The 26450-nt window shown below is 64.1% G+C and carries 20 protein-coding genes; 12 read left to right on the top strand and 8 right to left on the bottom strand.

The features are described from left to right. Positions 1–210 precede the first annotated feature (210 nt). The 3 genes from glmS (at position 211) to IVB22_RS33735 (ending at position 4056) form a co-directional block, all read left to right on the top strand. Positions 211–2037: a glutamine--fructose-6-phosphate transaminase (isomerizing) gene (gene glmS / locus IVB22_RS33745; RefSeq protein WP_247521469.1), complete on the top strand. Its 1827-nt coding sequence runs from the start codon at positions 211–213 to the stop codon at positions 2035–2037. Positions 2038–2127: 90 nt separating this feature from the next. Beyond that, positions 2128–2910 carry a DUF502 domain-containing protein gene (locus tag IVB22_RS33740; RefSeq protein WP_247521468.1) on the top strand — a complete coding sequence of 261 codons (783 nt, stop codon included), beginning with the start codon at positions 2128–2130 and terminating at the stop codon, positions 2908–2910. A gap of 156 nt (positions 2911–3066) precedes the next feature. Beyond that, on the top strand, positions 3067–4056 hold the full coding sequence (locus tag IVB22_RS33735; protein ID WP_247521467.1) for a dihydrodipicolinate synthase family protein: 990 nt from the start codon (positions 3067–3069) through the stop codon (positions 4054–4056). Here the strand turns inward: IVB22_RS33735 and recG are convergent. After that, on the bottom strand, positions 4008–6116 hold the full coding sequence (gene recG / locus IVB22_RS33730; RefSeq protein WP_247521466.1) for an ATP-dependent DNA helicase RecG: 2109 nt from the start codon (positions 6114–6116) through the stop codon (positions 4008–4010). The genes IVB22_RS33735 and recG overlap by 49 nt on opposite strands. 267 nt (positions 6117–6383) lie before the next feature. On the opposite strand from recG, the gene IVB22_RS33725 reads away from it, so the two are divergent. After that, entirely contained in the window at positions 6384–6674 is a 291-nt protein-coding gene (locus IVB22_RS33725; RefSeq protein WP_108515769.1) for a succinate dehydrogenase assembly factor 2, read from the top strand. Beyond that, on the top strand, positions 6671–10189 hold the full coding sequence (gene mfd, locus IVB22_RS33720; RefSeq protein ID WP_247521465.1) for a transcription-repair coupling factor: 3519 nt from the start codon (positions 6671–6673) through the stop codon (positions 10187–10189). The genes IVB22_RS33725 and mfd overlap by 4 nt, the downstream gene beginning before the upstream one ends. A gap of 123 nt (positions 10190–10312) precedes the next feature. On the opposite strand, the gene IVB22_RS33715 is transcribed toward mfd, so the two are convergent. The 3 genes from IVB22_RS33715 to IVB22_RS33705 form a co-directional block, all read right to left on the bottom strand. Further along, the gene (locus IVB22_RS33715) at positions 10313–11584 is read right to left on the bottom strand and encodes a GGDEF domain-containing protein (protein WP_247521464.1); all 1272 of its coding nucleotides are present in this window, start codon (positions 11582–11584) and stop codon (positions 10313–10315) included. Between the two features lie 91 nt (positions 11585–11675). Then, a complete protein-coding gene (locus IVB22_RS33710; RefSeq protein ID WP_247521463.1) occupies positions 11676–13181 on the bottom strand; it encodes a class I adenylate-forming enzyme family protein in 1506 nt (501 codons plus the stop codon). A gap of 43 nt (positions 13182–13224) precedes the next feature. Continuing rightward, entirely contained in the window at positions 13225–15051 is a 1827-nt protein-coding gene (locus IVB22_RS33705; RefSeq protein ID WP_247521584.1) for an extracellular solute-binding protein, read from the bottom strand. A 260-nt stretch (positions 15052–15311) separates the two neighbouring features. On the opposite strand from IVB22_RS33705, the gene IVB22_RS33700 reads away from it, so the two are divergent. Beyond that, on the top strand, positions 15312–16091 hold the full coding sequence (locus IVB22_RS33700) for an invasion associated locus B family protein (protein ID WP_247521462.1): 780 nt from the start codon (positions 15312–15314) through the stop codon (positions 16089–16091). 69 nt (positions 16092–16160) lie between these two features. Here the strand turns inward: IVB22_RS33700 and hspQ are convergent, their stop codons facing one another. Next, positions 16161–16493: a heat shock protein HspQ gene (gene hspQ, locus IVB22_RS33695; RefSeq protein WP_027537766.1), complete on the bottom strand. Its 333-nt coding sequence runs from the start codon at positions 16491–16493 to the stop codon at positions 16161–16163. A 123-nt stretch (positions 16494–16616) separates the two neighbouring features. On the opposite strand from hspQ, the gene IVB22_RS33690 reads away from it, so the two are divergent. Continuing rightward, entirely contained in the window at positions 16617–17570 is a 954-nt protein-coding gene (locus IVB22_RS33690; protein ID WP_247521461.1) for an AEC family transporter, read from the top strand. Between the two features lie 97 nt (positions 17571–17667). On the opposite strand, the gene IVB22_RS33685 is transcribed toward IVB22_RS33690, so the two are convergent. After that, positions 17668–18858 carry a UbiH/UbiF family hydroxylase gene (locus tag IVB22_RS33685; RefSeq protein ID WP_247521460.1) on the bottom strand — a complete coding sequence of 397 codons (1191 nt, stop codon included), beginning with the start codon at positions 18856–18858 and terminating at the stop codon, positions 17668–17670. Between the two features lie 134 nt (positions 18859–18992). Between IVB22_RS33685 and pcsA the strand changes: the two genes are divergently transcribed. From pcsA to IVB22_RS33670, 3 genes are all read left to right on the top strand, one after another. Then, positions 18993–19727 carry a phosphatidylcholine synthase gene (gene pcsA / locus IVB22_RS33680; protein ID WP_247521459.1) on the top strand — a complete coding sequence of 245 codons (735 nt, stop codon included), beginning with the start codon at positions 18993–18995 and terminating at the stop codon, positions 19725–19727. Continuing rightward, positions 19724–20449: a TerC family protein gene (locus tag IVB22_RS33675; protein ID WP_247521458.1), complete on the top strand. Its 726-nt coding sequence runs from the start codon at positions 19724–19726 to the stop codon at positions 20447–20449. The genes pcsA and IVB22_RS33675 overlap by 4 nt, the downstream gene beginning before the upstream one ends. A gap of 80 nt (positions 20450–20529) precedes the next feature. Then, positions 20530–21504, top strand: a complete 975-nt coding sequence (locus tag IVB22_RS33670; RefSeq protein WP_247521457.1) for a quinone oxidoreductase — start codon at positions 20530–20532, stop codon at positions 21502–21504. Positions 21505–21626: 122 nt separating this feature from the next. On the opposite strand, the gene IVB22_RS33665 is transcribed toward IVB22_RS33670, so the two are convergent. After that, positions 21627–22823: an acetylornithine transaminase gene (locus tag IVB22_RS33665; RefSeq protein WP_247521456.1), complete on the bottom strand. Its 1197-nt coding sequence runs from the start codon at positions 22821–22823 to the stop codon at positions 21627–21629. A 241-nt stretch (positions 22824–23064) separates the two neighbouring features. Beyond that, positions 23065–24390, bottom strand: a complete 1326-nt coding sequence (rimO, locus tag IVB22_RS33660; protein WP_247521455.1) for a 30S ribosomal protein S12 methylthiotransferase RimO — start codon at positions 24388–24390, stop codon at positions 23065–23067. A gap of 112 nt (positions 24391–24502) precedes the next feature. Between rimO and IVB22_RS33655 the strand changes: the two genes are divergently transcribed. Together IVB22_RS33655 and IVB22_RS33650 are read left to right on the top strand one after the other, a co-directional pair. Continuing rightward, positions 24503–25093 carry an ANTAR domain-containing response regulator gene (locus tag IVB22_RS33655; protein WP_057852587.1) on the top strand — a complete coding sequence of 197 codons (591 nt, stop codon included), beginning with the start codon at positions 24503–24505 and terminating at the stop codon, positions 25091–25093. Continuing rightward, positions 25090–26256, top strand: coding sequence for a CmpA/NrtA family ABC transporter substrate-binding protein (locus IVB22_RS33650; protein WP_247521454.1), 1167 nt, complete (start codon positions 25090–25092; stop codon positions 26254–26256). The genes IVB22_RS33655 and IVB22_RS33650 overlap by 4 nt, the downstream gene beginning before the upstream one ends. Positions 26257–26450: the final 194 nt, after the last annotated feature.

Raw genomic sequence — 26450 nt, 5'->3', positions numbered from 1 at the left:
CGGGCCGCATGGTTCGAGACGCGCTTCGCGCTCCTCACCATGAGGAACTGGAGACACGGTAAGACTAATACCCGGTTTGGCTACCCATTAAGCTTTTCACTTAAGGCTGTCTCAATCCGCAATAATTATTGAGTATCTGTAAGACAGCGAATTTCGTTAAGAGTGTCGCGGGTTGCGACGCGCTTCGTCGATTTGGGGATATTGAACCGCATGTGCGGCATTGTCGGCATTCTTGGGAAAGCTCCGGTCGCGGAGCTGTTGGTCGATTCACTCAAGCGGCTTGAATATCGCGGCTATGATTCCGCAGGCGTCGCCACGCTGGAAGGCGGTCATCTCGAACGCCGCCGCGCCGAGGGCAAGCTGAAGAACCTCGAAAAGCGGCTGGTTGCAGAACCGCTCAAGGGCCACACCGGGATCGGGCACACCCGCTGGGCAACCCACGGCAAGCCGACCGAGAACAACGCGCATCCGCATGCGACCGACCGCGTCGCCGTGGTTCACAACGGCATCATCGAGAATTTCCGCGAGTTGCGCGAGGCGCTCGAGAAAAAGGGAACGGTCTTCAAGACCGAAACCGATACCGAGATCGTTCTGCACCTGGTCGACAGCCTGCTGCAGCAGGGCATCAAGCCGGTCGAGGCGGTGAGGGCGGCGCTGTCGGAGTTGCGCGGCGCGTTCGCGCTCGGGTTCATCTTCGCCGGCGACGACGATCTGATGATCGGCGCGCGCAACGGCCCGCCGCTGGCGATCGGTCATGGCGACGGCGAAATGTATCTGGGTTCGGATGCGATCGCGCTCGGGCCGTTCACCGATACGATCAGCTATCTCGAAGACGGCGACTGGGTGGTGCTGACGCACAAGGGCGCCACCATCTACGACAAGAACAACGCGATCGTTCGCCGCGACGCGGTCAAGCACAGCGCCTCGACCTCGCTGGTCGACAAGGCGAACTACCGCCACTTCATGGCCAAGGAAATCCACGAGCAGCCGGAAGTGGTCGGCCACACCCTGGCGCGCTACGTCGACATGGCGAGCGAGCGCGTCACGTTGCCGGTCAAGCTGCCGTTCGACTTCAAGGACATCCAGCGCATTGCGATCACGGCCTGCGGCACCGCGAGCTACGCCGGCTACGTCGCCAAATACTGGTTCGAGCGGTTCGCACGCCTACCGGTCGAAGTCGATGTCGCCTCCGAATTCCGCTACCGCGAAGCTCCCTTGCGCAAGGGCGATCTTGCGATCTTCATTTCGCAATCCGGCGAGACCGCCGATACGCTGGCCGCGCTGCGCTACGCCAAGGCCGAGGGCGTCCACACCGTATCTGTCGTGAACGTGCCGACCTCGACGATTGCGCGCGAAAGCGAAACCGTGCTGCAGACGCTGGCCGGTCCCGAAATCGGCGTCGCCTCGACCAAGGCCTTCACCTGCCAGTTGATGGTGCTGGCCGCGCTCGCGGTCGCCGCCGGCAAGGCGCGCGGCGAATTGTCGGATGAGGACGAGACAAAACTCGTCCACGGCCTCGTCGAGATTCCGCGCCTGATGGCGGCGGCGCTGACTATCGAGCCGCAGATCGAGAAGCTGGCGCGCGACATCTCGAAATCAAAGGACGTGCTCTATCTCGGCCGCGGCACCAGCTATCCGCTGGCGCTGGAGGGCGCGCTGAAGCTGAAGGAAATTTCCTACATTCACGCCGAGGGCTATGCCGCTGGTGAACTCAAGCACGGACCGATCGCGCTGATCGACGAGAACATGCCGGTCGTGGTGATTGCGCCGTTCGACCGGGTGTTCGAGAAGACCGTCTCCAACATGCAGGAAGTCGCGGCCCGCGGCGGCAACATCATCCTGATGACCGACGCCAAGGGAGCGGCGGAAGCCACCATCGAATCGCTGGTCACCATCGTGCTGCCCGACATGGCGTCGGCGTTCACCCCGATGGTCTATGCCGTTCCGGTGCAACTGCTGGCCTATCATACCGCCGTGGTGATGGGGACCGACGTCGATCAGCCGCGAAATCTCGCCAAATCGGTAACAGTCGAATAGTCAAGACCATCGGCTGTCACGTTGGCCCTTCAAAAACCTGCTAGGATGGCTTAGCTGGGGTCAAGCCGGCTGCTCCGACCTGGAACCACGATGAACCGCGAAGAACTGCCCCCGACCGCGCCCCCGGAGGAACTCCTGCCGGACGCGCACCCTCCCGGGCTGATGGCCCGTTTCCGGAACTATTTTCTGACCGGACTGATTGTCGCAGGACCGGTCGCGATCACGCTCTATTTGACCTGGTGGTTCGTGAACTGGGTCGACAATCTCGTCCGCCCGTTCGTTCCGACGGTCTACCGTCCCGAAACCTACCTGCCGTTCGGGTTGCCCGGTTCGGGCCTGATCGTCGCGGTGGTTGCGCTGACGCTGCTCGGTTTCCTCACCGCCAACCTGATCGGACGGACGCTGGTCGATCTCGGCGAGCGCCTGCTCGGCCGCATGCCGGTGGTGCGCGCGATCTATCGCGGCCTCAAGCAGGTGTTCGAGACGCTGTTCTCGGGCAAGGGATCGAGCTTTCGCAAGGTCGGCCTGGTCGAATTTCCCTCGCCGGGGATGTGGTCGATCGTCCTGATATCGCAGTCGCCGAGCGTGAACATCGCGGCCGTATTGCCGGGCCAGGAGGAGCATATCTCGGTGTTCCTGCCCTGCGCGCCGAACCCGACCACCGGCTTCTTCTTCTACGTGCCGAAGAGCAAGATCGTCGAAGTCGACATGAGCACCGAAGACGCCGCGACCCTGATCATGTCGGCGGGCGTGGTGCAGCCCGGCTCCGATCCGCAGAAACGCAATGCCGCGCTGGCCGGCATGGCGAACGCGGCGCGCGTGGCCAATTCGGCTGCGCTGCAGCCGGCTCCGGCAAAGGTGAAGGTGGAGTAGGGCTCGCGCGGCGCTCCTCCGCCGTCAATTGCGAGCCAACGGGTCGCGCGAATGCGCGCCCGATGACAGGCTCCGCGAAGCAATCCATTGCCACATCATGCACGGAAAGATGGAGTGCTTCGCTGCGCTCGCAATGACGAATAGACAGGCCGAAACATGACCAAAAAAATCGAAGGCATCATTCCCGTGATGATCACGCCGTTCACTGCGAACGGCCAGATCGACTATCCGGGCCTCGGCCGGCTGGTGGAATGGTACATCGCCAACGGTTCGGACGCGCTGTTTGCAGTCTGCCAGTCCAGCGAGATGCAGTATCTCAGCCTGGAAGAACGGGTTGAACTCGCCGCCTTCGTCAGACAAGCCGCCGCCGGCCGCGTGCCTGTCATCGCTTCCGGCCACATCAGCGAGAGCCTGGAAGACCAGCTTGCCGAACTGACCGCGATTGCCGCCACCGGGGTTGATGGCATGGTGCTCGTCACCAACCGTCTCGACGCCAGGCGGGAAGGCGGCAGCAAGTTCATCGACGATCTGACCTGGCTCCTCGACCGGCTGCCGAAGCAAATGCCCCTCGGCCTCTATGAGTGCCCGGCGCCCTATCGGCGGCTCCTGACCGACGACGAACTGACGTTCTGCGCGGGCACCGGCCGCTTCGTCATCCTCAAGGACGTATCCTGCGACCTCGAAACCGTGAAACGCCGGGTGGCGCTGACCCGGGGCACGCCGCTTGCCATCGTCAATGCCAACGCGGCGATTGCATTTGAGGCGATGAAAGCCGGTTCGCGCGGGTTCACCGGCGTGTTCACGAACTTTCATCCCGATCTCTACAAGTGGCTGATGATCGAGTACGCCAGCCATCCGGCACTGGCGGACGAGCTTTCCGTCTACCTCGCGCTGTCGGCGATGGCCGAACCGATGGGCTATCCGAAGCTCGCAAAGCTCTACCACCAGCGTCTCGGCACGTTTTCCTGCACCGACAGCCGTGCCGTCACCTTCGATATCCACGAAAAATTCTGGGCGCTGGAGGCGCTACTGGACAAGATCGTCGATGGCACCGACCACTACCGGCTTCGCATTTCCGTGGTTGATGCAATCAAGACTTATCCCGCACCGATCAGTGGCACGGCTTCGTCGCGCTCATATAGGTAAAGCAAACAGCGCAGCGCCTCGCCGCGCTCGCCCTTGAGCTTGGGATTGTCCTTCATGATGCGAAGCGCCTCATCACGCGCTTGCGTGATCAGTTGGGCGTGCACGTCGGAGCGGGCGATGCGATAACCGGGCAGGCCGCTCTGGCGGATGCCGAGCACGTCGCCTTCGCCGCGCAGCTTCAGGTCCTCCTCGGCGATCCGAAAGCCGTCGGTGGTCTCGCGGATCACCTTCAGCCGCGCCTTCGACATTTCGCCGAGCGGCTCCCTGTAGAGCAGCAGGCAGGTAGACGCCTCCGAGCCGCGCCCGATCCGGCCGCGCAACTGGTGCAATTGCGCGAGCCCGAAGCGCTCGGCGTTCTCGATCACCATGATGGTCGCGGCGGGGACGTCGACGCCGACCTCGACCACCGTGGTCGCCACCAGGAGGCCGATCTCGTGGGCGCCGAATTGCGCCATCACGCGGTCCTTGTCCGTACCCTTCATCTGCCCGTGGACGAGACCAACCTTGTCGCCGAAGCGTTGCCGCAGCTTTTCAAACCGTTCTGTCGCGTTGGTGAGATGCTCGGCACCTTCGGCTTCCGATTCCTCCACCAGCGGGCAGATCCAGTAGACCAGCTTGCCGGCCTGCAGCGCGCGGCCGACGCCATCCGTCACCTCGTCGAGGCGGCTCATCGATATGGTGCGGGTTTCGATCGGCTGGCGGCCGGCGGGCTTCTCGCGCAGCTCGGAGACGTCCATGTCGCCAAAGTATGTGAGCACCAGCGTGCGGGGGATCGGCGTCGCGCTCAGGACCAGCACATCGACCGCGTCGCCCTTGTTGGTGAGCGCGAGCCGTTCGCGCACGCCGAAGCGATGCTGCTCGTCGACCACGGCGAGCGCCAGCGCCTTGAAGATCACGTCGTCCTGGATCAGCGCGTGGGTGCCGACCAGGAAATCGATCTCGCCCGCTTCCAGCCGCGCCAAAATTTCGCGGCGCTCCTTGCCCTTCTCGCGGCCGGTCAGGATCGCCACGCGCAGGCCGGCGCGTTCGGCCAGCGGCGCGATGGTCTTGATATGCTGGCGGGCGAGGATTTCGGTCGGCGCCATCAGCGCGGCCTGCTTGCCGACCTCCGTGACCGCAGCCGCGGCGAGCAGCGCCACGACCGTCTTGCCGGACCCGACGTCGCCCTGCAGCAGCCGCAGCATCCGCACCGGCTGGCGCAGATCCTCGGCGATGGCGGCGACCGCCTCGCGTTGTGAGGACGTCAGCGCATAGGGCAGGGCGTCGATGATCTTGTGGCGCAGGTGACCGTCGCCCGCGTTGCGGTCGCCCGCCGGCCGCCGCAACTGCGCGCGCACCAGGGCCAGCGCCAGTTGGCCGGCCAGGAGTTCGTCAAATGCAAGGCGCGACCAGAACGAGCCATCGGGCAGGATGTCGGTGAGTTCGAGCGGCACATGCACGCGGTTCAGCGCTTGGCTGATCGGCGGAAAGCTGCAGCGCCGAATGACTTCCGGGCTGATCCACTCGGGTAATTCCGGCAGCTTTAGCAGCGCCTGCGCGATCGCGCGGCGCAGCGAACCCAGCGCCAGACCTTCGGTCAGGGGATAAACGGGGTCGATGCCGCTGAGTTTCGCAAATCCCGCCTCGTCCACGACGCGATCGGGATGCACGATCTGCGGGATGCCGTCGTACGTCTGCAGCGTGCCGGAAACGTAGCGCTTCTCGCCGACCGGCAGCAGCTTTTCGACATAGCCGGGCTTGGCGCGGAAGAACGTCAGCACCACGTCGCCGGTATCGTCTGAGGCATAGACGAGGTACGGCGCGCGGGAATTGCGCGGCGGCGGCGGCCGGTGACGGTCTACAGTGACCTCCAGCGTCACCACGGTTCCCTGCACCGCCTCGCTGATCTTGGGTCGCGCGCGGCGGTCGATCACGCTCGCCGGCAAATGCAGCAGCAGATCGACCAGCCGCGGCGTCTCATCGCGCCCCAGCAGATAGCGCAACAGCTTGTCCTGCTTCGGCCCGACGCCGGGAAGGGTCGTGACCGGTGCAAACAGCGGATTGAGCAGGGTAGGGCGCATCGAGAAAGACCTAAATCCATTTTCAACCGTCATGCCCGGGCTTGTCCCGGGCATCCACGCCTTTTTTCGTCTGATGCCGAGACAAGACGTGGATGGCCGGGCATAGGTGAGCGGAAGCGACGCCGTGCTTCGGACGGCTATGCCCCGGCCATGACGAGCATTTGCGCAGACAATGCAGACAACAAGGGCTGACATTGGCGATCCCTGTCGCTATATCAACCCCGCCCGGCACGTCCGGGCTTTTGGCGTTCGAAATGGAATGGGACAATGACGGGTACGACACGATCGAGCGGTGGCCTCGACGACCGCCGCAAGCGGCTTTTGTTCCGCTGCTGGCATCGCGGTACCCGCGAGATGGATCTCATCCTCGGCCGCTTTGCGGATGCCGAGATATCGGGCATGCGCGATGACGAACTGGCCGAACTCGAACGCCTGATCGAGGTGCCCGATCCCGATCTCTATGCCGCGGTGATCGGCGACACGCCGCTCGATCCGGAATATGCGACCGCGCTGTTCGACCGCATCAAGGCGTTTCGCGCCGTGGATCACGACGCATGAAGTCGCCTGTCAAATCGCCTGCTGCGCTGCTCGCTCCCAGCCGTGCGCTGACCTTTGCCAACGTTGCCGAAGGCGCCGAGGGGCTGGTCGTATCCGATCTTGCCCGTGCGGTGGCGGCACGACCAAAACCGCCGGCGGTGAGCCTTGCTGTGGTCTGCCGCGACGGTCCGCGGATGCAGCAGCTCGCGCGGGCGCTGGAATTTTTCGCCCCCGATTTACCGGTGATGCAGTTTCCGGCCTGGGACTGCCAGCCCTATGACCGGGTGTCGCCGCATGGCGGTATCCTAGCGCAGCGCCTGACCACGCTGGCGCGGCTGTCGCGCCTTACGGGCAGCGACAAGCCGCTGATCGTGCTCACCACCGTCAACGCCATCGTGCAGCGCGTGCCGGCGCGCGAGGTGGTGGCGGCGCAGGCGCTGTCGGTGGCGCCCGGCCATGTCGTGCCGATGGATTCCATCGTCGCCTGGCTGGAGCACAATGGCTACAACCGCTCCTCGACCGTGCGCGAGCCCGGCGAATATGCCGTGCGCGGCGGTATTCTCGATCTGTTTCCGGCCGGTCTCGACCAACCCGTGCGGTTCGACTTCTTCGGCGACAGCCTGGAATCGATCCGTACCTTCGATGCGGAATCCCAGCGAACGCTGCTCGACATGCGCGCGCTCGATCTGGTTCCGGTCTCGGAATTCCAGCTCGTCACCGAAACCATCCGCCGCTTTCGCATGGGCTATGTCGCGACCTTCGGCGCGCCGCAGCGTGACGATCTGCTCTATGAAGCCGTCAGCGAGGGCCGCCGCCATCCCGGCATGGAGCATTGGCTGCCGCTGTTCCAGGAGCGGATGGATACGCTGTTCGACTATCTCGACAGCGCGCCGGTCGCGATCGAGCCGCAGGGCGAAGACGCCGCCCGCGAGCGCTTCAAGCAGATCGCGGACTATTACGAAGCTAGGCGCGAGGCGCTGGAACATCCGGGCTCCGGCGCGATCTACAAGCCTTTGCCGGCGGACCGGCTCTACTTGACGGAAACCGAGTGGACGACACGGCTCAGCGAGGCCGCACTGGCTCGGCTGACGCCATTTGCGGTGCCTGAAGACAGCGCTGACGTGTTCGACGCCGGCGCGCGGCAGGGCCGGAACTTCACGCCCGAGCGCGCCGACGGTTCGGTCAACGTGTTCGAAGCCGTGGTGGCGCACGTGCTGGCGTTGCAGGCGCAGCGCAAGAAGGTGGTGATCACGCTTTGGAGCGAAGGCTCCCGCGACCGCATGGGCAGCATGCTGCGCGACCACAAGCTCGCCAATCTCACCAGCGTCAACGCCTGGCGCACGGTGCAGGCGACGCCGCGCAACGAGGCCATGCTGGCGGTTGTCGGCATGGAGAGCGGTTTCGAGACCGATGAATTCGCCGTCATCAGCGAGCAGGACATCCTCGGCGATCGCCTGGTGCGGCCGCGCAAATCGAGCCGCAAGCTCGACAACTTCATCTCCGAAGTCACGAGCCTTTCCACCGGCGATCTCGTGGTCCACGTCGAGCACGGCATCGGACGCTTCGTCGGATTGCAGACCATCGAGGTCGGCGGCGCGCCGCATGATTGTCTCGAACTGCATTATGCCGCCGAAACAAAACTGTTCCTGCCGGTCGAAAACATCGAACTGCTGTCACGCTACGGCTCCGACCACGCCAATGTCGAACTGGACAGGCTGGGCGGCGGCGGGTGGCAGGCGCGCAAGGCCAAACTGAAGAACCGCATCCGCGAGATTGCCGGCGAACTGATCAAGATCGCGGCCGAGCGGCACCTGCATGAAGCGCCGAAAATGCCGGTGCAGCCGCATGTCTATGACGAATTCTGCGCACGCTTCCCGTATGAGGAAACCGAGGACCAGTTAGGGGCCATCACGTCCACCCTGAAGGACCTCGAAAGCGGCCGGCCGATGGACCGGCTGATTTGCGGCGACGTTGGCTTCGGCAAGACCGAGGTGGCGCTGCGCGCGGCGTTTGCGGTCGCGCTCGAAGGCAAGCAGGTCGCCGTCGTGGTGCCGACCACGCTCCTGGCGCGGCAGCACAGCAAGAACTTTGCCGAACGCTTCCGCGGCTTTCCGGTCAATGTCGCGCAGGCCTCGCGCCTGATCCCGGCCAAGGAACTAACGCAGGTCAAGAAGGGGTTGACCGATGGTAATGTGGACATCGTGGTCGGCACCCATGCGCTGCTCGGCAAGGCGATCAAGTTCAGGGATCTAGGTCTTCTGATCGTCGACGAGGAACAGCATTTTGGCGTCAGTCACAAGGAGCGCCTGAAGCAGCTGCGAGCGCAGGTACATGTGCTGACACTCAGCGCCACGCCGATCCCGCGTACGCTGCAGCTGGCGCTGACCGGCGTGCGTGACCTCTCGATCATTGCCTCGCCCCCGGTCGATCGCCTCGCGGTGCGGACCTTCGTGGCGCCGCACGATCCCCTGATGATCCGCGAGGCGCTGCTGCGCGAACGCTACCGCGGCGGGCAGGCGTTCTACGTGGTGCCGCGGATCGAGGACCTCGCCGGCGTCAAGGACTTCCTCGACAAGCACGTGCCGGAGATGAAGGTCGCGGTCGCGCACGGCCAGATGCCGCCGACCGTGATCGAAGACATCATGTCGGCGTTCTACGACGGCAAATACGACATCCTGCTTTCGACCACGATCATCGAGTCCGGGCTCGATATTCCCACGGCCAACACGCTGATCGTGCACCGCGCCGACATGTTCGGGCTGGCGCAGCTCTATCAGTTGCGCGGCCGGGTGGGGCGCTCCAAGTTGCGGGCGTACGCGCTGTTCACGTTGCCGGCGCAGCAGAAGATCACCGCGCAGGCGGAGCGGCGGCTGAAGGTGCTGCAGTCGCTGGAAACGCTGGGGGCGGGCTTTCAGTTGGCCTCCCACGACCTCGACATCCGCGGCGCCGGCAATCTACTCGGCGAGGAGCAATCCGGCCACATCAAGGAAGTCGGCTTCGAGCTCTATCAATCGATGCTGGAGGAGGCGATCCTCAACCTCAAGGCCGGCGTGGTGGAGCCCGCGGCCGACCGCTGGTCGCCGCAGATCACCATCGGCATGCCGGTGCTGATACCCGAGGATTACGTCAACGACCTCGCGGTGCGGCTGTCGCTGTACCGGCGGCTGGCCGATCTCGAGACCGACGAGGAGATCGACAATTTCGCCGCCGAAATGCGCGACCGCTTCGGCGTGCTGCCGGACGAAGTGCGCTATCTCTTCAAGGTCGCGGCGATCAAGGCCTATTGCCGCAGAGCCAATGTCGAGAAGGTCGACGCCGGACCGAAGGGCGCGGTGATCGCGTTCCGCGACAACAAATTCGCGCAGCCGGACCGGCTGGTGTTCTTCATCCGCCAGCACGGCCAGGCCGCGAAGGTGCGACCCGACATGAAGGTGGTGTTCCTGCAGACATGGAAGACGCCGGAAGAGCGGTTGATGGGCACGACCGAGATCTTGCGGCAACTCGCCAATCTCGCGGAGAGCAAGAAGGCGGCCTAATTGGTTCAGATCGTAGGGTGGGCAAAGCGTAGCGTGCCCACCATTTCGAAGGCGATCGGTGATAGATGGTGGGCACGTCGCTAACGCTCCTTTGCCCACCCTACAGGCCGGCGGAGCGAATAACTACGACGCCGCGCGATGCACCTCTTCCTGGAGCCGCGACCGCAGCGACTTTGCGGAATCGCTCGGCAGCAGCGTTGCGACCGTGACGGCCGGCTCCGATCGCGTGTCGCGGTTGCCGTGGCTGGTATGGCGCATCACGCTCGACAGCCGCCGCGCGATGGTGTGTGCCGTCTTCAGATCGGTTTCGGCAAAGACCACGACAACCGAGCCGTCTTGCTGGGCGGCGCCAAAATCCATTTGCCGCATCAGGCGGCTGATGATCCGCGCGCCGTCGAATTGCGCGCGGGAGTGTTCGGGATCGAACGCAAAGCGCGCGACCGACAACCCGCCGCCGCGTTGCTGCGTCTGGTAGATGGCGCTGGCAAAATCGCGCTCGAAGGCTTCGGGGGTGAGCAGGCCGGTCCGCGCGTCGATCAGGCCATCGGCGTCGATGGCTTTCAGCGTGCGGCTCAGATGCGCTTCGAAGGCATGCTGGCGGATCAGCGGCAGCGCCGTCGCGACCACCTGGGCGGCGTCGTCGGAGACGACCTCGAGGTTCGGCAGGTCGTAGCTAGGTGCCAGATCGATTGCCGTCACGACGACGGGAAGGTTGCGGAAACGGGCGTCCTCCGTCAGCACGGTGAGGAAGGCGTCGATCACGCGCGGGCTGAAGCCTTCGCCGAGCACGATGCCGTCGATGTCCCTGACGTTGAGATGCTTCGCGGCCGCCTCGATCGAGAGCGCGCCGACCACACCGGTGCGCTCTCCAAGCGCGACCGACAACGTCGGATAGGCGCCGCCGCGGCCGATCAGCAGCACGGTGGCGTCGCGCGCCGGATCGATATGCGACAGCGCCATCGGCGTTGCCGGCTCCAGCCGGCGCATCACGGTCGCATGCAATGACCGCACGCGCAGCGCGGCACGCAAGCGAGCCACCAGACGGTCGGAGCCGCCTTGAGTTTGCAAGGTTTGGGTTGGCGAGGTCTGGGTTTGTGGGATCTGGCTCTGAAAGAAGGGAATGACGTTGTCTGGATGTGCGACCCGCGGGTCGACCGCGATCAGCGGCAGATAAGGCTGGCGTGCAGCAACCCGCGCTGCCAGCTCCGCCAGTCCGGCTGCATCGATGTCGGCGGTTGCAGCCAGCACGGCGGCCGGTTGCACCTGTTCGACGGCGCGCACCGCGTCCGCCCACTCGGTCTCGACCACCGGAAACAGCCTGCCGATGTCGAGCGTGGCGGCAAAGGACGGCCGTCTCGCGGTCGATACGACGAGAATCGGACCTTGCTGGGACATCTTTAGAACTCGGGTCAGGTGCGCATCTGGAACCGGCGAGTCTAGTTCGCCCCGCTTAATGCGGCGTCAACGCCGCCCCTGCCGCAAGCTCTCAGACCGCGCTGTTCCGATCGCGAAACGCTTCCACCATCAATGGGTTAAGGCCGAGTTCTGTCAGCGCGTCCCGGGCGCGGGCGTTGTCGAGCGCGCGGCCGGCTAGGCGATGGCCGCTGAGGCGGTCCGGCAATGCGGTCAAGAGCGCGCCCTGGCCGAGCCGCCGCGCCCATTCCTGCAGGTCCTGCGCCAGGAAGCGGTAGCCGCCGACGGCCATGACGCCGGACGGCGGCGCAGTGATGTTGATCGCGCCGGTCACGCGGTCGAGCCGTGCCGCGTAATCCGTGTCGACGTAGTCCCGCGGCGGCGAGGCGATCAGGGAGTCGCTCGGCGGCGGAGGCGGTGCGTAGGCTGCGACCGGCACCATCGGCCCGCGCAATCCCAACGTGCCGCGCGGCGTCAGCAGGACCTCGCCCGCGATCGACGATCCCGGCAATTCGCGCGGCGCGCCGTGGAGGCCGGGCTTGATCAGGGCGGGCGAGCCATCCTCCGCGATCCGGCGCGCGCCGAACAATCCGGCCTCGCCGAACAGATAGACATCCGTCAGCGTCGCCTGTTGCGCGGCCCAGCACGCGCTGGAGCCGACCTGCTCCGGTGTGCGCCACAGGCCGATGACATTGCGCAGGCTTGGCATCCGCGCCGCGAGGTCCAGTTCGTCCAGCCGCAGCGCCAGTTGAGCAGGTGCAATCAACGTATCGCAGGCCTGTTCGATGATCTGTTGTTCCAGCGCCTCGTCGTCGAACGGGTGGTGCAGCACCAGCGTTCCGCCCGACAGGAGCCAGATCGCCAGCGATGAGGCGAGGCCGGCAAACGACATCGGCGAGAAGGCCGACAGGACGGTTGAGCCCTGCGGCACGTCGCTTTCGAGCGACATCGCAAGGCCGCCGGCAATTAGGCCGAGATGGGCGCGCGGGACCGGCCGGAAGCCGTCCGCGGTGACGTCGAAGGAAATCAGCGCCGCCTTGCGGCCATCCTGGATCACGGCGCGCGTGGTCAGGGATTCCCGGAAAATTGCGTTGTCGAGCGAGGCCATGCCTTCGGGCAGGTCGCTGCCGAAGCCGCAGACATGGCGGATCGAGAACGCTTCGGCGGCGGCGTTCATGGCGATGTCCGAATAGACCACGCCGTCGACCTTGCCCGAGGTCACGATCCCCCGCGCGGCGGTGCGGTTGAGCGCCATGGTCAATTCCGACTGCCGCCAGAGCAGCGGCAGCACGGCGACGACGAGGCCGGCGCGGAAGGCGGCGAGCACGGTGAGCGCGAATTCGATGGTGTTGGGCAGTTGAACCGCGATCACCGAATTGGACGGCAAGCCGGACTCGATGAAGTGCGCGGCCAGCGACGAGATCATGCGGTCGGCCTGCGCGAAGGTAAGACGCTTCGGCGGCTGGCCGGTGATGCGCTGCTTGTTCGGGGGATCGACCAGCGCCAGCGCATCCGGCTGCCGCGCCAGGTTCCGTTTGAACAACGTATCGAGCGTTGGCGAAGCGGTGGGCTGGGTCACGGCGTTACTTCGGCTCTGTCATGAGGGTTGCACAGTTGGCGACTCATTTCGCTTCCGGCTTCTGCCACCAGGTTTCCGGCAGATAGCCTGTTAGCGAGGTCGCTACAGGCTGTTCTACCCGATTCCAGCGCGCGATCCATTGCTCCCGCACGTTAAAGACGGGGATAGCGTAGAAGCCCGACATCAGGGCGCGGTCGAGCGCCCGCACCGCGGAGACGAAAGCCGGGCGCTCGTGCGCCTCGAGCAGCGCCGCAATCAGGGCGTCGATGGCGGGCTCCTTGGCCCCCATGTAATTCCGCGTGCCGGGAATGTCGGCAGCCTGGCTACCAAAGTAGAAGGACTGCTCGTTCCCGGGGGACAGCGATTGATCCCAGCGGTTCTGCAGCATATCGAAGTCGTAGGCGAGCCGGCGCTGGTCGAACTGCACGGGATCGACCGCGCGAACGCTGGCTTCGATGCCGGCGCGCTTGAGGTCGCGCTGATAGGCCAGCGCGATCCGCTCCTGGTCGCGCGTCGTCACCAGGATTTCGAAGGTGAGCGGCGTTCTGGTCGAACGCTGCCGCAACACGGCTCCATCGAGATCGTAACCGGCTTCCGACAGCAATTTGAGCGCGCTGCGCAGCGTCGTGCGATCGCGCCCCGATCCGTCGGTGACGGGCAGGCGGTAGCTGCCGTCGAGAATATCCGGTGGGATGCGCTCAGTGAACGGCTTCAAAAGCTCGCGCTCGCGATCGTCGGCGGGACGGGTGTAGGCTGACAGTTCGGACCCTGCAAAGAAGCCCGCGGCGCGCGCGTAGAGTCCGAAAAAGTAATTGCGGTTGGTCCACTCGAAATCGAACAGCAGTGTCAGCGCCTGCCGCACGCGGATGTCTGAAAACACCGGACGCCGGGTGTTGAACACCAGGAATTCCGACGGCTGCGGCATCCCGGTCTTGATGGTATCACGGATCACCTCGCCGTTGCGGGCCGCCGGAAAATCGTAGCCGTCGTGCCAGCGCAGCGGTTCGTGCTCGACGCGAAAATCGTAGAGGCTGCGCTTGAACGCTTCGAACTGGCCGTTGGATTCGCGATAAAAGTCGAGCCTGATCTCGTCGAAATTCCACAAGCCGCGATTGACCGGAAGGTCGCGGCCCCAGTAATCGGGATTGCGGGTCAGCGTGACGCTGGCCCCCGGCTTGACGGCGGTGACGCGATAGGGGCCGGACCCGACCGGTCCGGTCATTGTGGTTTCCTCGAACGTTGCGGGATCCACCGCGTGCCGCGGCAGGACCGGCATCAGGCCGAGGATCAGCGGCAGCTCGCGGTCATTGGTGCCGCCGAAATCGAACCGCACGGTGAGCGGGTCGACCGCCTCGGCCTTTGCGACCTTGGAATAATACTGGCGGTGATTGGGGCGGCCCCTGTCGCGCAGCAGCTCCCACGAAAACAGCACGTCCTCTGCCGTGACCGGCTTGCCATCGGCGAAGCGCGCTTTGGGGTCGAGGTGGAAGGTGACATAGCTGCGCGCGTCGTCGGTCTCGACGCTTTTGGCCAGCAGGCCATAGAGCGTGAAAGCCTCGTCATTGCCGCGCGCCATCAGGCTCTCGACCACAAAGCCCCTGACCTGCTGAACGGCGATGCCGCGCACGATCAGGGGATTGAGGCTGTCGAAGGTTCCGAGGAGGCCCCAGACCAGCCGCCCGCCCTTCGGCGCATCGGGGTTGGCGTAAGGCATATGCTTGAAGTCGGGGGGAAGGGCCGGTGCGCCGTGCATCGCCAGCGCGTTGCTTTCGGCCGCCCTCGCTTCGCCGACCGCCGCGAGCGGCGTTACACCCAGCGCGAGGGCGATACACGCCAACACACGCAGACGTATACGCCCGCAGACGGTCATAGGCGGGCAGGGATTTGATTCGAAAATGCGCACCCGAAAGCTTTACCATAGGCTTCGGCCCAGACCTTCGGCGAATGCCAAAGATGCCTGTCGGCATTGATCTTTTCGTCTGCCGCTGTATTGAAGGCGGGCAATTGATGACGGCGGGAACACCTGTCACGTATCCGCCTCAATTGCCAACGAGACAGCCGCCTCAGCGCGGCTAGGTGTCGGTGCCTGTAGCGGTTTCGGGCGCTGCGGTTCAGAAAGGGTTTTCCGCAATGAATTTCCGTATCTTGGCCGGGTCGATCCGGCCGCGTGGGCAGATCTTGGCCCTGTTGGCGGCCTCGGCATTGTCGGCAACGCTGATCGCTTCGGGCGCGCAGGCCCAGCAGCCCGCGCCGGCTCCAGCGGCGCCGAAAGCGCCTCCGAAGGCTGCTCCTAAGGCTCCCGCACCGGCCGCGCAGGCCCCTCCGGCCGGCGCTCCTGGCGCCGCGCCCCAGCCGCAGGAACAGCAGGTCCAGCTGATCTACGCGCCCTGGACCAAGTTCTGCCTCAAGGGCCAGGAAGCCGGCGCCAAGCAGGTTTGCTTCACCGGCAAGGACGGCCGCATCGAGTCCGGCCAACCCGTCATCGCCGCCGTCATCATCGAGCCGGAAGGCGAGCCGAAGAAGCTGCTGCGCGTGACACTGCCGCTCGGCATGCAGCTCGTGCACGGAACCCGGATCATCGTCGACAGCAATGCGCCGCTGCAGGGCCCCTACGTCATCTGCTTCCAGAACGGTTGCATGTCCGACTACGAGGCAACCCCCGAGCTGATCGCCAGCCTGAAGAAGGGCCAGAATCTCGTTGTTCAGGCGATCAATTCCAACGGCGCTCCGCTGACGCTGCCGTTGCCGCTCGCGGGTGAATTCGCCAAGGCCTATGACGGTCCGCCGACCGATCCGAAGGTGTTCGAGGAAAACCAGAAGAAGCTGCAGGAAGAGTTGCAGAAGCGGGCTGAAGAGCAGCGCAAGAAGCTCGAAGGGGCAGGCGGAGCAGCCAATCCAGCGGCGAAGTAAGCGCCGCGCCGTTCGACAAAACAAAAAGGCGCCCGAGCAGGGCGCCTTTTTCGTTGCTGATAGCGATGGCTAGTTCAGCGACGGATTGCGCGGGCGATAGCCGCCCGACTTGTCCTTCACGAATATCTCGGCAACCTGGGAATGCCGGATCGGCTCGCCGGAATCGTCCGGCAGCAGGTTTTGTTCGGAGACATAGGCGACGTATTCGGACTCCGAATTTTCCGCGAGCAGATGATAGAACGGCTGGTCCTTGTGAGGCCGAACCTCCTCGGGGATCGACAACCACCATTCCTCGGTATTGTTGAATTCCGGATCGATATCGAAAATCACGCCCCGGAATGAAAACACCCGGTGGCGGACAATCTGCCCGATCTGAAATTTGGCGGTGCGCGCTTTGATCATATCCCGTCGAATAGACCATGATTGTGGCCGATGCTAGGGGCAATAGGACGAATTAACCTTTACGCGTGGTGGCCAGATCCAGTGCCATGCCGCAGAAATCACTGACGAAAAGACGTTTCCGAGATGGCCGATATCCTCAACCTCGCGCTTCCCTATTTTGGGTTGATCTTCATCGGCTTTGCCTGCGGACAGACCAGGGGCCTGCCGGAATCCGGCCTCGCCTGGATGAACTTCTTCCTGCTGTACGTTTCTCTGCCGGCGTTGCTGTTTCGCATCATGTCGGAGACACCGTTCGCCGAACTGAACAACCCGCCATTCCTGATCGCAACGACGATCGGTACGGTCAGCGCTTTCGTGCTGGCGATGGTGGCAGGGCGGATCATCGGCGAACTCTCGCTGCGCAAGGCGACGATCTCGGGCCTTGCCGGTGCCTACGGAAACATCGGCTACATGGGACCGGGGCTGGCGCTGGCGGTGCTTGGCAGCAAGGCGGCGGCGCCGACCGCGCTGATCTTCTGCTGCGACAGCATTTTCCTGTTCTCGATCGTGCCCCTGTTGATGGCGCTGACCGATCGCGAGCATCCGTCCTTCCTGCACGCGATCGGCGTCGCCGTGCGGCAGATCGTGCTGAACCCGCTGATCATGTCGGCTGCCGCCGGCGCGCTCGCCGCGGGGCTGCATATTCAACTGCCCGTCGCGGTCGACAAAACGCTGCTGTTTCTGCAGAACGCGGCCGCGCCGACCGCGCTGTTCGTACTCGGCGTCACCGTGGCACTGCGGCCGTTCGATCGCGTGCCCTGGGAAGTGCCCGGCGTGATCGCGATCAAGCTGCTGGTTCATCCGCTGATCGTGTTCGGCTTGATGCTGCTGTTCGGCCCGTTCGCGCAGCCCTGGGCGGCGACCGCCGTCCTGATGGCGGCTCTGCCGCCGGCGCTGAACGTGTTCGTGATGGCGCGGCAGAACAATACCTGGATCGAGCCGGCATCCGTCGCCGTGCTGATCGGGACCTTCGCCTCGGTGGTCACGCTGACCAGCGTGATGTGGTTCATTCAGAGCGGACGACTGGTGTTTCCGTAAAGGGGCACGGGTGCTCGAAACACAAAATATCGAAAACAACCCCATGCAAAGTAGAAATGGGCCCCGGTTCACAGCCCTCACGCCGGTCCGGCCGGCCCTAGCTCACACGCTTCCAGGTCGGCGCCAGCCCCTCGCGCATCGCGAGCCGCCGCAGCGGGCCGATCGAGCCAAGCAGGTGCATGCCGGCCGCGCGCAGCGATTGCATGCCTAAGAAATCGCTGAGCAGTGAGCGGTTGGCGACATCGATGGCAATCAGCCGGCTCGCGACGTCGGCGCGGCGGGCGGACTGATAGCGCGCCAGCACCGCCGGCGATCCCGGATCCTCCCCGAGCGAGATCGCACTGCCTGCGATGTCGGCGATATCGGCCGCATCGCGCAATCCCATGTTGAGGCCCTGCGCGCCGATCGGCGGCACCACATGGGCGGATTCGCCGACCAGCGCGACACGATGGCTGGCAAACCGGTCGGGACGCTCGATCGTCAGCGGAAAGATGTTGCGGCCGGCTTCAACCTGGACGCGGCCGAGAATGGAGTGCGACTGCGTTTCCGCGGCGTCCGACAATTCGTCGTCGCCAAGCGACATCAGCCGCTCGGCTTCCCTGGTCGCCGAGACCCACACCACGCTGCAGCGGTTGCCGGGCAGGGGCACGAATACGCACGGACCTTGCGCGGTGTGAAATTCGGTGGAGATGCCGTTGTGCGGCCGCGAATGGGAAATGTTGAACGTCAGCGCCGACTGATGCAGGTCGCGCCGGCTGATGCCGATTCCGGCCGCCTCGCGGGACGGCGATTGCCGCCCGTCGGCGCCGATCACGAGCCGCGCGGCAAGCTGCTCGTCTTTGCCGGTACGGATGGCAACGGCTGCATCCTGCGGGTCGATCGTTGCGGCCTCATCGTCAAATCGGGTCAGGTTCGAAAGCCCGGCGGCACGCTCTTCGAGGGCGACCATCAGCGAGCGGTTGTCGATGTTGTAGCCGAACTGTTCGAGGCCGATCTCATCCGAGGTGAAGCGCACCTCCGGCGCGCGGATCAGCCGGCCGGTGTCGTCGACGAGGCGCATGGTCCGCAAGGCGGCGGCCTTGTCCCGGCAACGGGGCCAGACGTCCAGACGTTCGAGCAGATCGGTGGAAGCCCCCAGCAGCGCCGTGGTGCGGTTGTCGGCATAGGGGATGCGACGGGCGAGCAGGGCGGTTTTCGCTCCGGTCGCGGCCAGCGCGATGGCCGCGGTCAATCCCGCCGGACCGCCGCCGATCACGGCAGCGTCATAAACTTGCGATGCATCGTTCATATTGGGACAATTGACGTTCGGGGCGGCATTTTCAAGCTATCAACTGGCCGAAATGTTTCCACCCAATCGCGCGGCGGAACGCCGCAAGTGCTGATATGCAAATCGGAGCGATTCCTGATAGCACTGCCGGAGCAATGGACCAAACGACAGAACCAGATTCCGTCCCGGCGACCGGCCGAACGCGGACTGCAGCATTCGCCGTGCATATCTTCACGGCGATGGGCGCGGGCATCGCGTTGCTGGCGATGCTGGAGGCCGTGCGCGAACACTGGGCCAACATGTTCGGCTGGCTCGGCGTCGCCCTGATCATCGACGCGATCGACGGCCCGCTGGCGCGGAAGCTGGATGTCGAGCGGTTGCAGCCGAACTGGTCAGGCGAGGTGCTCGATCTCGTCGTCGATTTCGTGACCTACGTTTTCGTTCCGGCCTATGCCATCACCGCGAGCGGGATGCTGCTGCCGGTCGCCGCGCCGCTGCTTGGCATCGGCATCATGGTGTCGGGCGCGCTCTATTTTGCCGACCGGCGCATGAAGGCGTCGGACAATCATTTCCGCGGCTTTCCGGCGCTATGGAACGTTGCAGCGTTTTATTTGTTCTTGCTGCACTTGCCGCCCGTGCTTTCCAGTCTCGGCATCGCAGTTCTGATCGCGCTGACATTCGCGCCGTTTCATGTGCTACACCCGATCCGGGTGGTACGTCTGCGCTGGCTGACCCTGTGGCTGATGGCTATCGGCGCAGTGCTTGCGCTATATACGCTCGCCCGCGATTTCGACGTGGGCGCTCCGATCGTCGCCGGGCTGTGCGCTATCGCGGCCTACATAATAGGAAGTGACGCAGTGATCCGGCGAATAAAGTCGTTCAAGGCATGATGGAATTATTGTCGAGCCCGGAAGCCTGGGCGGCGCTGTTGACGTTGACGGCACTGGAAATCGTGCTCGGCATTGACAACGTCATTTTCATATCGGTGATCGTCTCGCGCATCCCTGAGCGGCAGGCGAAGCAGGCTCGACAGATCGGGCTCGCACTGGCGCTGGTATTTCGCATCCTGCTTCTCAGCGTGCTCGTGTGGCTGATCGGCCTGACCCAGCCCGTGATCACGGTGAAGGACCTCGCATTTTCGTGGCGCGATATCATCCTGATCGGCGGCGGCATGTTCCTGATCGCCAAGGCGACCCACGAAATTCATGCCGAGGTGGAAGCGCGCGAGGCCGAAAATGACGATAAGCCGAAGGCCAGTGCTTTTTTCTGGGTGATCGTGCAGATCATCGTCGTCGACCTGGTGTTCTCGCTGGATTCGATCATCACCGCGATCGGCATGGCGGAGGATATCGAGATCATGGTCGCAGCGGTCGTGATCGCCTGTTTCGTGATGTACGTGTCGTCAGGGCCGGTCTCCAAATTCGTTGCCGATCATCCGACTACCAAGATGCTGGCGCTGGCGTTCCTGGTGCTGATCGGGGTGGCGCTGGTCGCTGACGGATTCAAATTCCACATCCCGCGCGGCTATATCTACTTTGCCATGTTGTTTGCGGCGGCCGTCGAACTGTTCAATGTGCTCGCCCGGCGCAACCGCAGGAAGGTCGCCAGATAGCCGGTTTCGGCCAGGCGAGTTGACAACCCGGCGGGGATGGCTTTCGTTTCGCTTCAGGAAATACCGAGGGAGAGATCGTCATGACCAAGGCCGTGCGCGTGCACAAGGTAGGGGGTCCGGAAGCCCTGGTGTATGAGGACGTGGACGTGCCGGCGCCCGGACCGGGCGAGGTCCGCATCCGTCAGCATGCCGTCGGCCTGAACTTCATCGACGTCTACTTCCGCACCGGCCTCTACAAGGCCCCGGGATTGCCGTTCATCGCCGGAAACGAAGCCGCCGGCGAGGTCGTGGCGGTCGGCCCGGGCGTCACCAATTTTCACCCCGGCGACCGCGTCGCCTACTATTTCACGCTCGGCGGCTACGCCAGCGAGCGGGTGATCCCGGCGGACAAGCTGGTCAAGCTGCCCGACCACATCACCTACGAGCAGGGCGCCGTCCTGATGCTCAAGGGGCTGACGGTCTGGTACCTGCTGCACAAGACGTTCAAGGTCGAACCCGGCCACCGCGTGCTGATCCACGCCGCCGCCGGCGGCATCGGCCTCTTGGCCTGCCAATGGGCAAAGGCGCTCGGCGCGCATGTGATCGGCACCGTGGGCACCAAGGCGAAAGCCGATCTCGCGCTCTCCAATGGCTGCGACCACGTCATCCTCTACAACGAGGAAGACTTCGTGGCACGGGTGAAGCAGATCAGCCGCAACGAGCTCTGCGACGTCGTGTATGACGGCGTCGGCAAGACCACGTTCCCGGGCTCGCTGTCGTGCCTGCGGCCACGCGGCCTGTTCGTGAGTTTTGGCAACGCCTCCGGCCCGGTACCGCCGTTCCCGCTCACCGAGCTCAACAACCACGGCTCGCTGTTCGCGACGCGGCCGAAGCTCAACGACTACGTCTCTACCCGCAAGGAATTGCTCGAAGGCGCCGACACGCTGTTCGCCGCTGTCATCAACGGCAAGCTCCATGTGCCGATCAATCACGCCTATGCGCTGAAGGACGCGGCGAAGGCGCATACCGAGCTTGAGAGCAGGGCGACCACGGGGGCGGCGATCCTGCGGCCGTGAGTAACGTCATTGCCTGCGACAAACGCGAAGCGTTTGCGCAAGGGAGCAAAGCGACGAAGCAATCCATACCTCCGTTTGCGCAGAGATGGATTGCTTCGCTTCGCTCGCAATGACGATTGGGGCTACGCCACCCGTCGCGCCGCACCAGCCTTGACCAAAATCGCATCAAGGCACTCGATCATTAGCGATATCTCCTCGCGGGTGACGTTGAGCGCCGGCATGAAGCGGAGCGCATCGGGCTGCGGCGAGTTGATGAGCACGCCGTCCGCAAGCGCCTCGGCCACGATCGCGGCGCCGATCGGCAATTTGAGATCGAGCGCGAGCAACAGACCCCGGCCGCGCACCTCGCCGAGACCATGCCGCGCCGACAATTTCTGCAACTCGCTTTCCAGGAAAAGGCCGGCGTCCGCCGCAGCTTTCAGGAATTCCGGCTCGGCGACGTGTTCGAGCACCGCAAGCCCCGCGGCGCACATCAACGGATTGCCGTTGAACGTGCCACCCTGGTCGCCGTGCTCGAAGCAGGAGGCGTGCTCGGTGGCGAGCAGGGCGGCCAGCGGCACGCCGCCGCCGATGCCCTTGCCGAGCGTCATGATGTCAGGCTCGATGCCGGCATGCTCGTAGTGGAACAGTTTTCCGGTCCGGCCCATGCCGGTCTGGATCTCGTCGAAGATCAGCAGCAACCCGTGTTCCTTGGTGAGCGCGCGCAGCTCCTTCAGGAATTGATCGGTCGCCGGCCACACGCCGGCTTCGCCCTGGATCGGCTCCAGCATGACGGCGACCGTGTTGTCCGAGATCAGCGCCTTCACTGAATCGAGGTTGTTGAGCTTGGCCTTGCGGAAGCCCGATACTTTCGGCTCGAACAGCGGCTCGAACGCCTTCTTGCCCGATGCCGACATGGTGGCGAGCGTGCGGCCGTGAAATCCGCCTTCAAAGGTGATGATTTCGAACGCGCCGTTCTTGTATTTCGCGCCGTATTTCCGCGCGAGCTTGATGGCGCCCTCATTGGCCTCCGCGCCTGAATTGGCGAAGAAAACCTGATCGAAGCAGCTCTTCTCGACCAGCGCTTGCGCCAGCTTCAGGCTGGGACCGTTGTAGAAGGCTGGGCTTGGCGTCAGCAGCAGTTTGGCTTGCGCCGCAAGCGCGTCGGCAATGACGGCCGGCGAATGGCCGAGGGAGTTGACGGCCCAACCCTGCATGAAATCGAGATAGCGCTTGCCGGCGTCATCCCACAGATACGCGCCTTCGCCGCGAACGAACACGGCCTGCGGGCGGGCGGTGATGTTCATCAGCGCGTCGAACGGATGGGCAGCATTGGTCATGTCGATCTCCTCAGGGTTTTTGGGGAAGGGGCTGGCCGAAACGCAAGAAGGCCGCACTTTTGAGGGTGCGGCCTTCTCGAAAACGTAGCTGAACTAGTTAATCAGCGTTGTCGTCGGACACGGCGCAACCCATCGTCGCTGGAGCGACGACGCAGGCAGGCGCGGCGGTTGGTCCGGTTCAGTTTCATGGCGCAGGGCCATACAGCCGAATGGGGGACGGTGTCAAGCGGCGTCGTTTGATTCAGAATCCCGCGACGCTGCCATGGAGATCATACTGATCCGCTCGTTCGATCTTCGCGGTGACGATCTCGCCGACTTTCAGCGGGCGGCGGCTGGAGAGATAGACCGCGCCGTCGATCTGCGGCGCGTCGGCCTTTGAACGACCCTTTGCGACCGTCGGCCCGACTTCGTCGATGATGATCTGCTGCCTGGTGCCGACCTTGCGCTTGAGGCGGCGGGCAGAGATTTTCTGCTGCCGGGCCATCAGGGCGTTCCAACGCTCCTGCTTGATTTCGTCTGATACGGCGTTGCCGATGGCGTTGGAAGCCGCACCCGCCACCGGCTCGTATTTGAAGCAGCCGAGCCGATCGATCTCGGCCTCTTCGAGCCAGTCGAGCAGATAGGCGAAATCGGAATCGGTCTCGCCGGGGAAGCCCACGATGAAGGTCGAGCGCAGCGTCAGGTCAGGACATTGCTCGCGCCACTTCTGGATCCGCGCCAGTGTTTTTTCCTGCGCCGCGGGACGCTTCATGGCCCGCAGCACGTCGGGGCTTGCATGCTGAAACGGAATGTCGAGATAGGGCAGAACCTTGCCCTCGGCCATCAGACCGATGACTTCGTCGACATGCGGGTAGGGGTACACATACTGCAGCCGTACCCAGGCGCCGAGATCGCCGAGTTCCTTGGCAAGGTCGAAGAATTTGGCGCGGACCTGTCGATCCTTCCACGGGCTGTCGGCATATTTGATATCGACGCCGTAGGCCGACGTGTCCTGCGAGATAACAAGCAATTCTTTGACGCCGGCGGCGACCAGCTTTTCCGCCTCGCGCAGCACGTCATTGGCCGGGCGTGACACGAGGTCGCCGCGCAGCTTTGGAATGATGCAGAAGCTGCAGCGGTTGTTGCAGCCTTCGGAAATCTTCAGGTAAGCGTAGTGTCGCGGGGTCAGCTTGACGCCCTGCGGCGGCACCAGATCGAGGTGCGGGTTATGCACCGGCGGCAGCGCCCGATGCACGGCCTCCAGCACGCTCTCATATTGTTGCGGACCCGTGATTGACAGCACGCCGGGATAAGCCGCTTCGATCTGTTCGGGTTCGGCGCCCATGCAGCCGGTGACGATGACCTTGCCATTCTCGGCCATCGCCTCGCCGATGGCGCTGAGCGATTCCTGCTTGGCGCTGTCGAGGAAGCCGCAGGTGTTGACGATGACGATGTCGGCGCCGTCATGCTTGCGCGCCAGCTCATAGCCTTCGGCCCGCAGCCGGGTGATGATGCGCTCGGAATCGACCAGCGCCTTGGGGCACCCAAGCGAAACAAAGCTGACTTTGGGCGCGGCGGCCTGTTGCATATTTAATCTGCCTGATTGATATGCACGAGCTAGTCCCAATTGCCCATAATTACAAGGCTTTGCGCGCGCTTCTTACGTGCTATGGATGCCCTGCCGGGTTAAGAGTTGATCGATGAGCGCTGAGTCGTCGCCGAAAATCGTCATTGTCGACGAAAGCCCGATCCGGGCCGCAATCCTGGAAGAGGGATTGCGGGAGGCGGGCTTTACCGGTGTCGTGCATATCAGCGAAATGCAGAGCCTGCTGGCGCGGATCTATGCGCTCGATCCCGACGTCATCCTGATCGACCTGGAGAACCCCAGCCGCGACGTTCTGGAACAGATGTTCCAGGTCAGCCGCGCGGTGCGGCGGCCGATCGCCATGTTCGTCGACCAGAGCGATGCGGCCTCGATCCAGGCTTCCGTCGACGCCGGTGTTTCCGCCTATATCGTCGATGGCCTGAAAAAGGAGCGGATCAAGCCGATCCTCGACCTCTGCATCTCCCGCTTCAACGCCTTCTCGAAGCTGCAGGACGAACTCGACCGCACCAAATCCGCGCTCGAGGAACGCAAGGTGATTGACCGTGCCAAGGGAATCCTGATGAAGGTGAAGGGCCTCACCGAAGACGAGGCCTACGTACTCATGCGCTCCACGGCGATGCGCGAGAAAAAGAAGATCGGAGAGATCGCGCAGTCGATCCTGACCGCCTCGGAGCTGTTGAAATGACGACACCGCTGCATATCGGCTTCATTCCGCTGGTCGACGCCGCCGCGCTGATCATCGCCGTCGACAAGGGCTTTACGGCCGCCGAAGGGCTTGACGTCAAGCTGGTGCGGGAAGTGTCGTGGTCCAATGTCCGCGACAAGCTGAATATCGGCCTGTTCGACGCCGCGCATTTGCTGGCGCCAGTAGCGATTGCGTCGAGTCTCGGGCTTGGACACGTCAAGGTGCCAATTGTGGCGCCATTCAATCTGGGCCTCAATGGCAACGCGATCACGGTATCGCCGGCGCTGCACGCTGCGATCATGGGCGAGATCGAGGGCGATGCCGTCGATCCCATGGCCACTGCGCTGGCGCTCGCGCGCGTCGTGGCAAGCAGGCGCAAGAGCGGCGCGGAACCGCTGACTTTCGGCATGACGTTTCCGTTCTCCACCCACAATTACCAGCTTCGGTTCTGGATGGCGGCAGGCGGGGTCGATCCCGACGAGGACGTTCGCCTGGTAGTGCTGCCGCCGCCCTACATGGTGGACAGCCTCGCCAATGGGCATGTCGATGCGTTCTGCGTCGGCGCGCCCTGGAACTCAGTCGCGGTCGATCTCGGGGTTGGCCACATCCTGCACTTCGTCTCTGATATCCTGGTGCGCGCGGCAGAAAAGGTTCTGGCGGTCAGGCAAAGCTGGGCGGAAAAGAATGCGGACGTGCTGGCTGCCCTGGTCCGGGCGGCTTCCCACGCCGCCGAATACATCGAGGATCCCGGAAACCGCGCCGAGACCGCGGATGTCCTGGCGCGACCCGACCGGATCGGCGTCGGCGCCGAGGTGATCCAGCGTACCCTCGACGGCCGACTGAAGATTTCACCCGACGGCCAGCGGCGCGAGAGCGGCCGCTATCTCCTGGTCGGGCGCGAGGGCGCGGGCCGCCCCGATCCCGCGCAGGCCGCCTGGCTTTATGCGCAAATGGTGCGCTGGGGGCAGACGGCGATGCGGCCGGACGCGCTCCGGACCGCCATGGGGGTCTTCAGGCCGGACCTCTACGACGGCGCCATGGGGCATCAGGGCAAGTCCCCCGGCGCTTCCGACGCCATCGGCGCCTTTGCCGGCCCCGCGTTTAACCCCGGCGACATCGCCGGCCATCTGGCTGCCTTCGGGATCGGGCGCTGGAAGCCTTAAGCTCGGTCGGCTGAGGCGTTCGGGAACTGACAAGAACCGATTCCAGCAGGACGTTTACTAATCCGGGTTCCAACTGGCTCAAATCGGCCCGAATAAAATTCTCGCTCTGGTCGGGAGGTGGGGAATTTTCCCCTCGAAATGGAGTGCGCCGGAGCGCCCATATCGCTATTTCGGCTGACATCTTGCATCGGAGC

The sequence above is a fragment of the Bradyrhizobium sp. 190 genome (assembly GCF_023073415.1).
In the GTDB taxonomy this organism is placed as follows: Bacteria; Pseudomonadota; Alphaproteobacteria; order Rhizobiales; family Xanthobacteraceae; genus Bradyrhizobium.
This window is presented reverse-complemented; position numbering and strand designations above follow the sequence as displayed.

What these genes read in the sequence shown, in the direction of transcription:
- IVB22_RS33670 (WP_247521457.1), top strand. Translation starts at nt 20,530, where the DNA reads ATGACCAAGGCCGTGCGCGTGCACAAGGTAGGGGGTCCGGAAGCCCTG.
- rimO (WP_247521455.1), bottom strand. Translation starts at nt 24,390, where the DNA reads ATGCAACAGGCCGCCGCGCCCAAAGTCAGCTTTGTTTCGCTTGGGTGC.
- IVB22_RS33725 (WP_108515769.1), top strand. Translation starts at nt 6,384, where the DNA reads ATGACGGGTACGACACGATCGAGCGGTGGCCTCGACGACCGCCGCAAG.
- IVB22_RS33700 (WP_247521462.1), top strand. Translation starts at nt 15,312, where the DNA reads ATGAATTTCCGTATCTTGGCCGGGTCGATCCGGCCGCGTGGGCAGATC.
- mfd (WP_247521465.1), top strand. Translation starts at nt 6,671, where the DNA reads ATGAAGTCGCCTGTCAAATCGCCTGCTGCGCTGCTCGCTCCCAGCCGT.
- IVB22_RS33740 (WP_247521468.1), top strand. Translation starts at nt 2,128, where the DNA reads ATGAACCGCGAAGAACTGCCCCCGACCGCGCCCCCGGAGGAACTCCTG.
- pcsA (WP_247521459.1), top strand. Translation starts at nt 18,993, where the DNA reads ATGGACCAAACGACAGAACCAGATTCCGTCCCGGCGACCGGCCGAACG.
- hspQ (WP_027537766.1), bottom strand. Translation starts at nt 16,493, where the DNA reads ATGATCAAAGCGCGCACCGCCAAATTTCAGATCGGGCAGATTGTCCGC.
- recG (WP_247521466.1), bottom strand. Translation starts at nt 6,116, where the DNA reads ATGCGCCCTACCCTGCTCAATCCGCTGTTTGCACCGGTCACGACCCTT.
- glmS (WP_247521469.1), top strand. Translation starts at nt 211, where the DNA reads ATGTGCGGCATTGTCGGCATTCTTGGGAAAGCTCCGGTCGCGGAGCTG.
- IVB22_RS33650 (WP_247521454.1), top strand. Translation starts at nt 25,090, where the DNA reads ATGACGACACCGCTGCATATCGGCTTCATTCCGCTGGTCGACGCCGCC.
- IVB22_RS33675 (WP_247521458.1), top strand. Translation starts at nt 19,724, where the DNA reads ATGATGGAATTATTGTCGAGCCCGGAAGCCTGGGCGGCGCTGTTGACG.
- IVB22_RS33685 (WP_247521460.1), bottom strand. Translation starts at nt 18,858, where the DNA reads ATGAACGATGCATCGCAAGTTTATGACGCTGCCGTGATCGGCGGCGGT.
- IVB22_RS33665 (WP_247521456.1), bottom strand. Translation starts at nt 22,823, where the DNA reads ATGACCAATGCTGCCCATCCGTTCGACGCGCTGATGAACATCACCGCC.
- IVB22_RS33715 (WP_247521464.1), bottom strand. Translation starts at nt 11,584, where the DNA reads ATGTCCCAGCAAGGTCCGATTCTCGTCGTATCGACCGCGAGACGGCCG.
- IVB22_RS33735 (WP_247521467.1), top strand. Translation starts at nt 3,067, where the DNA reads ATGACCAAAAAAATCGAAGGCATCATTCCCGTGATGATCACGCCGTTC.
- IVB22_RS33690 (WP_247521461.1), top strand. Translation starts at nt 16,617, where the DNA reads ATGGCCGATATCCTCAACCTCGCGCTTCCCTATTTTGGGTTGATCTTC.
- IVB22_RS33705 (WP_247521584.1), bottom strand. Translation starts at nt 15,051, where the DNA reads ATGACCGTCTGCGGGCGTATACGTCTGCGTGTGTTGGCGTGTATCGCC.
- IVB22_RS33655 (WP_057852587.1), top strand. Translation starts at nt 24,503, where the DNA reads ATGAGCGCTGAGTCGTCGCCGAAAATCGTCATTGTCGACGAAAGCCCG.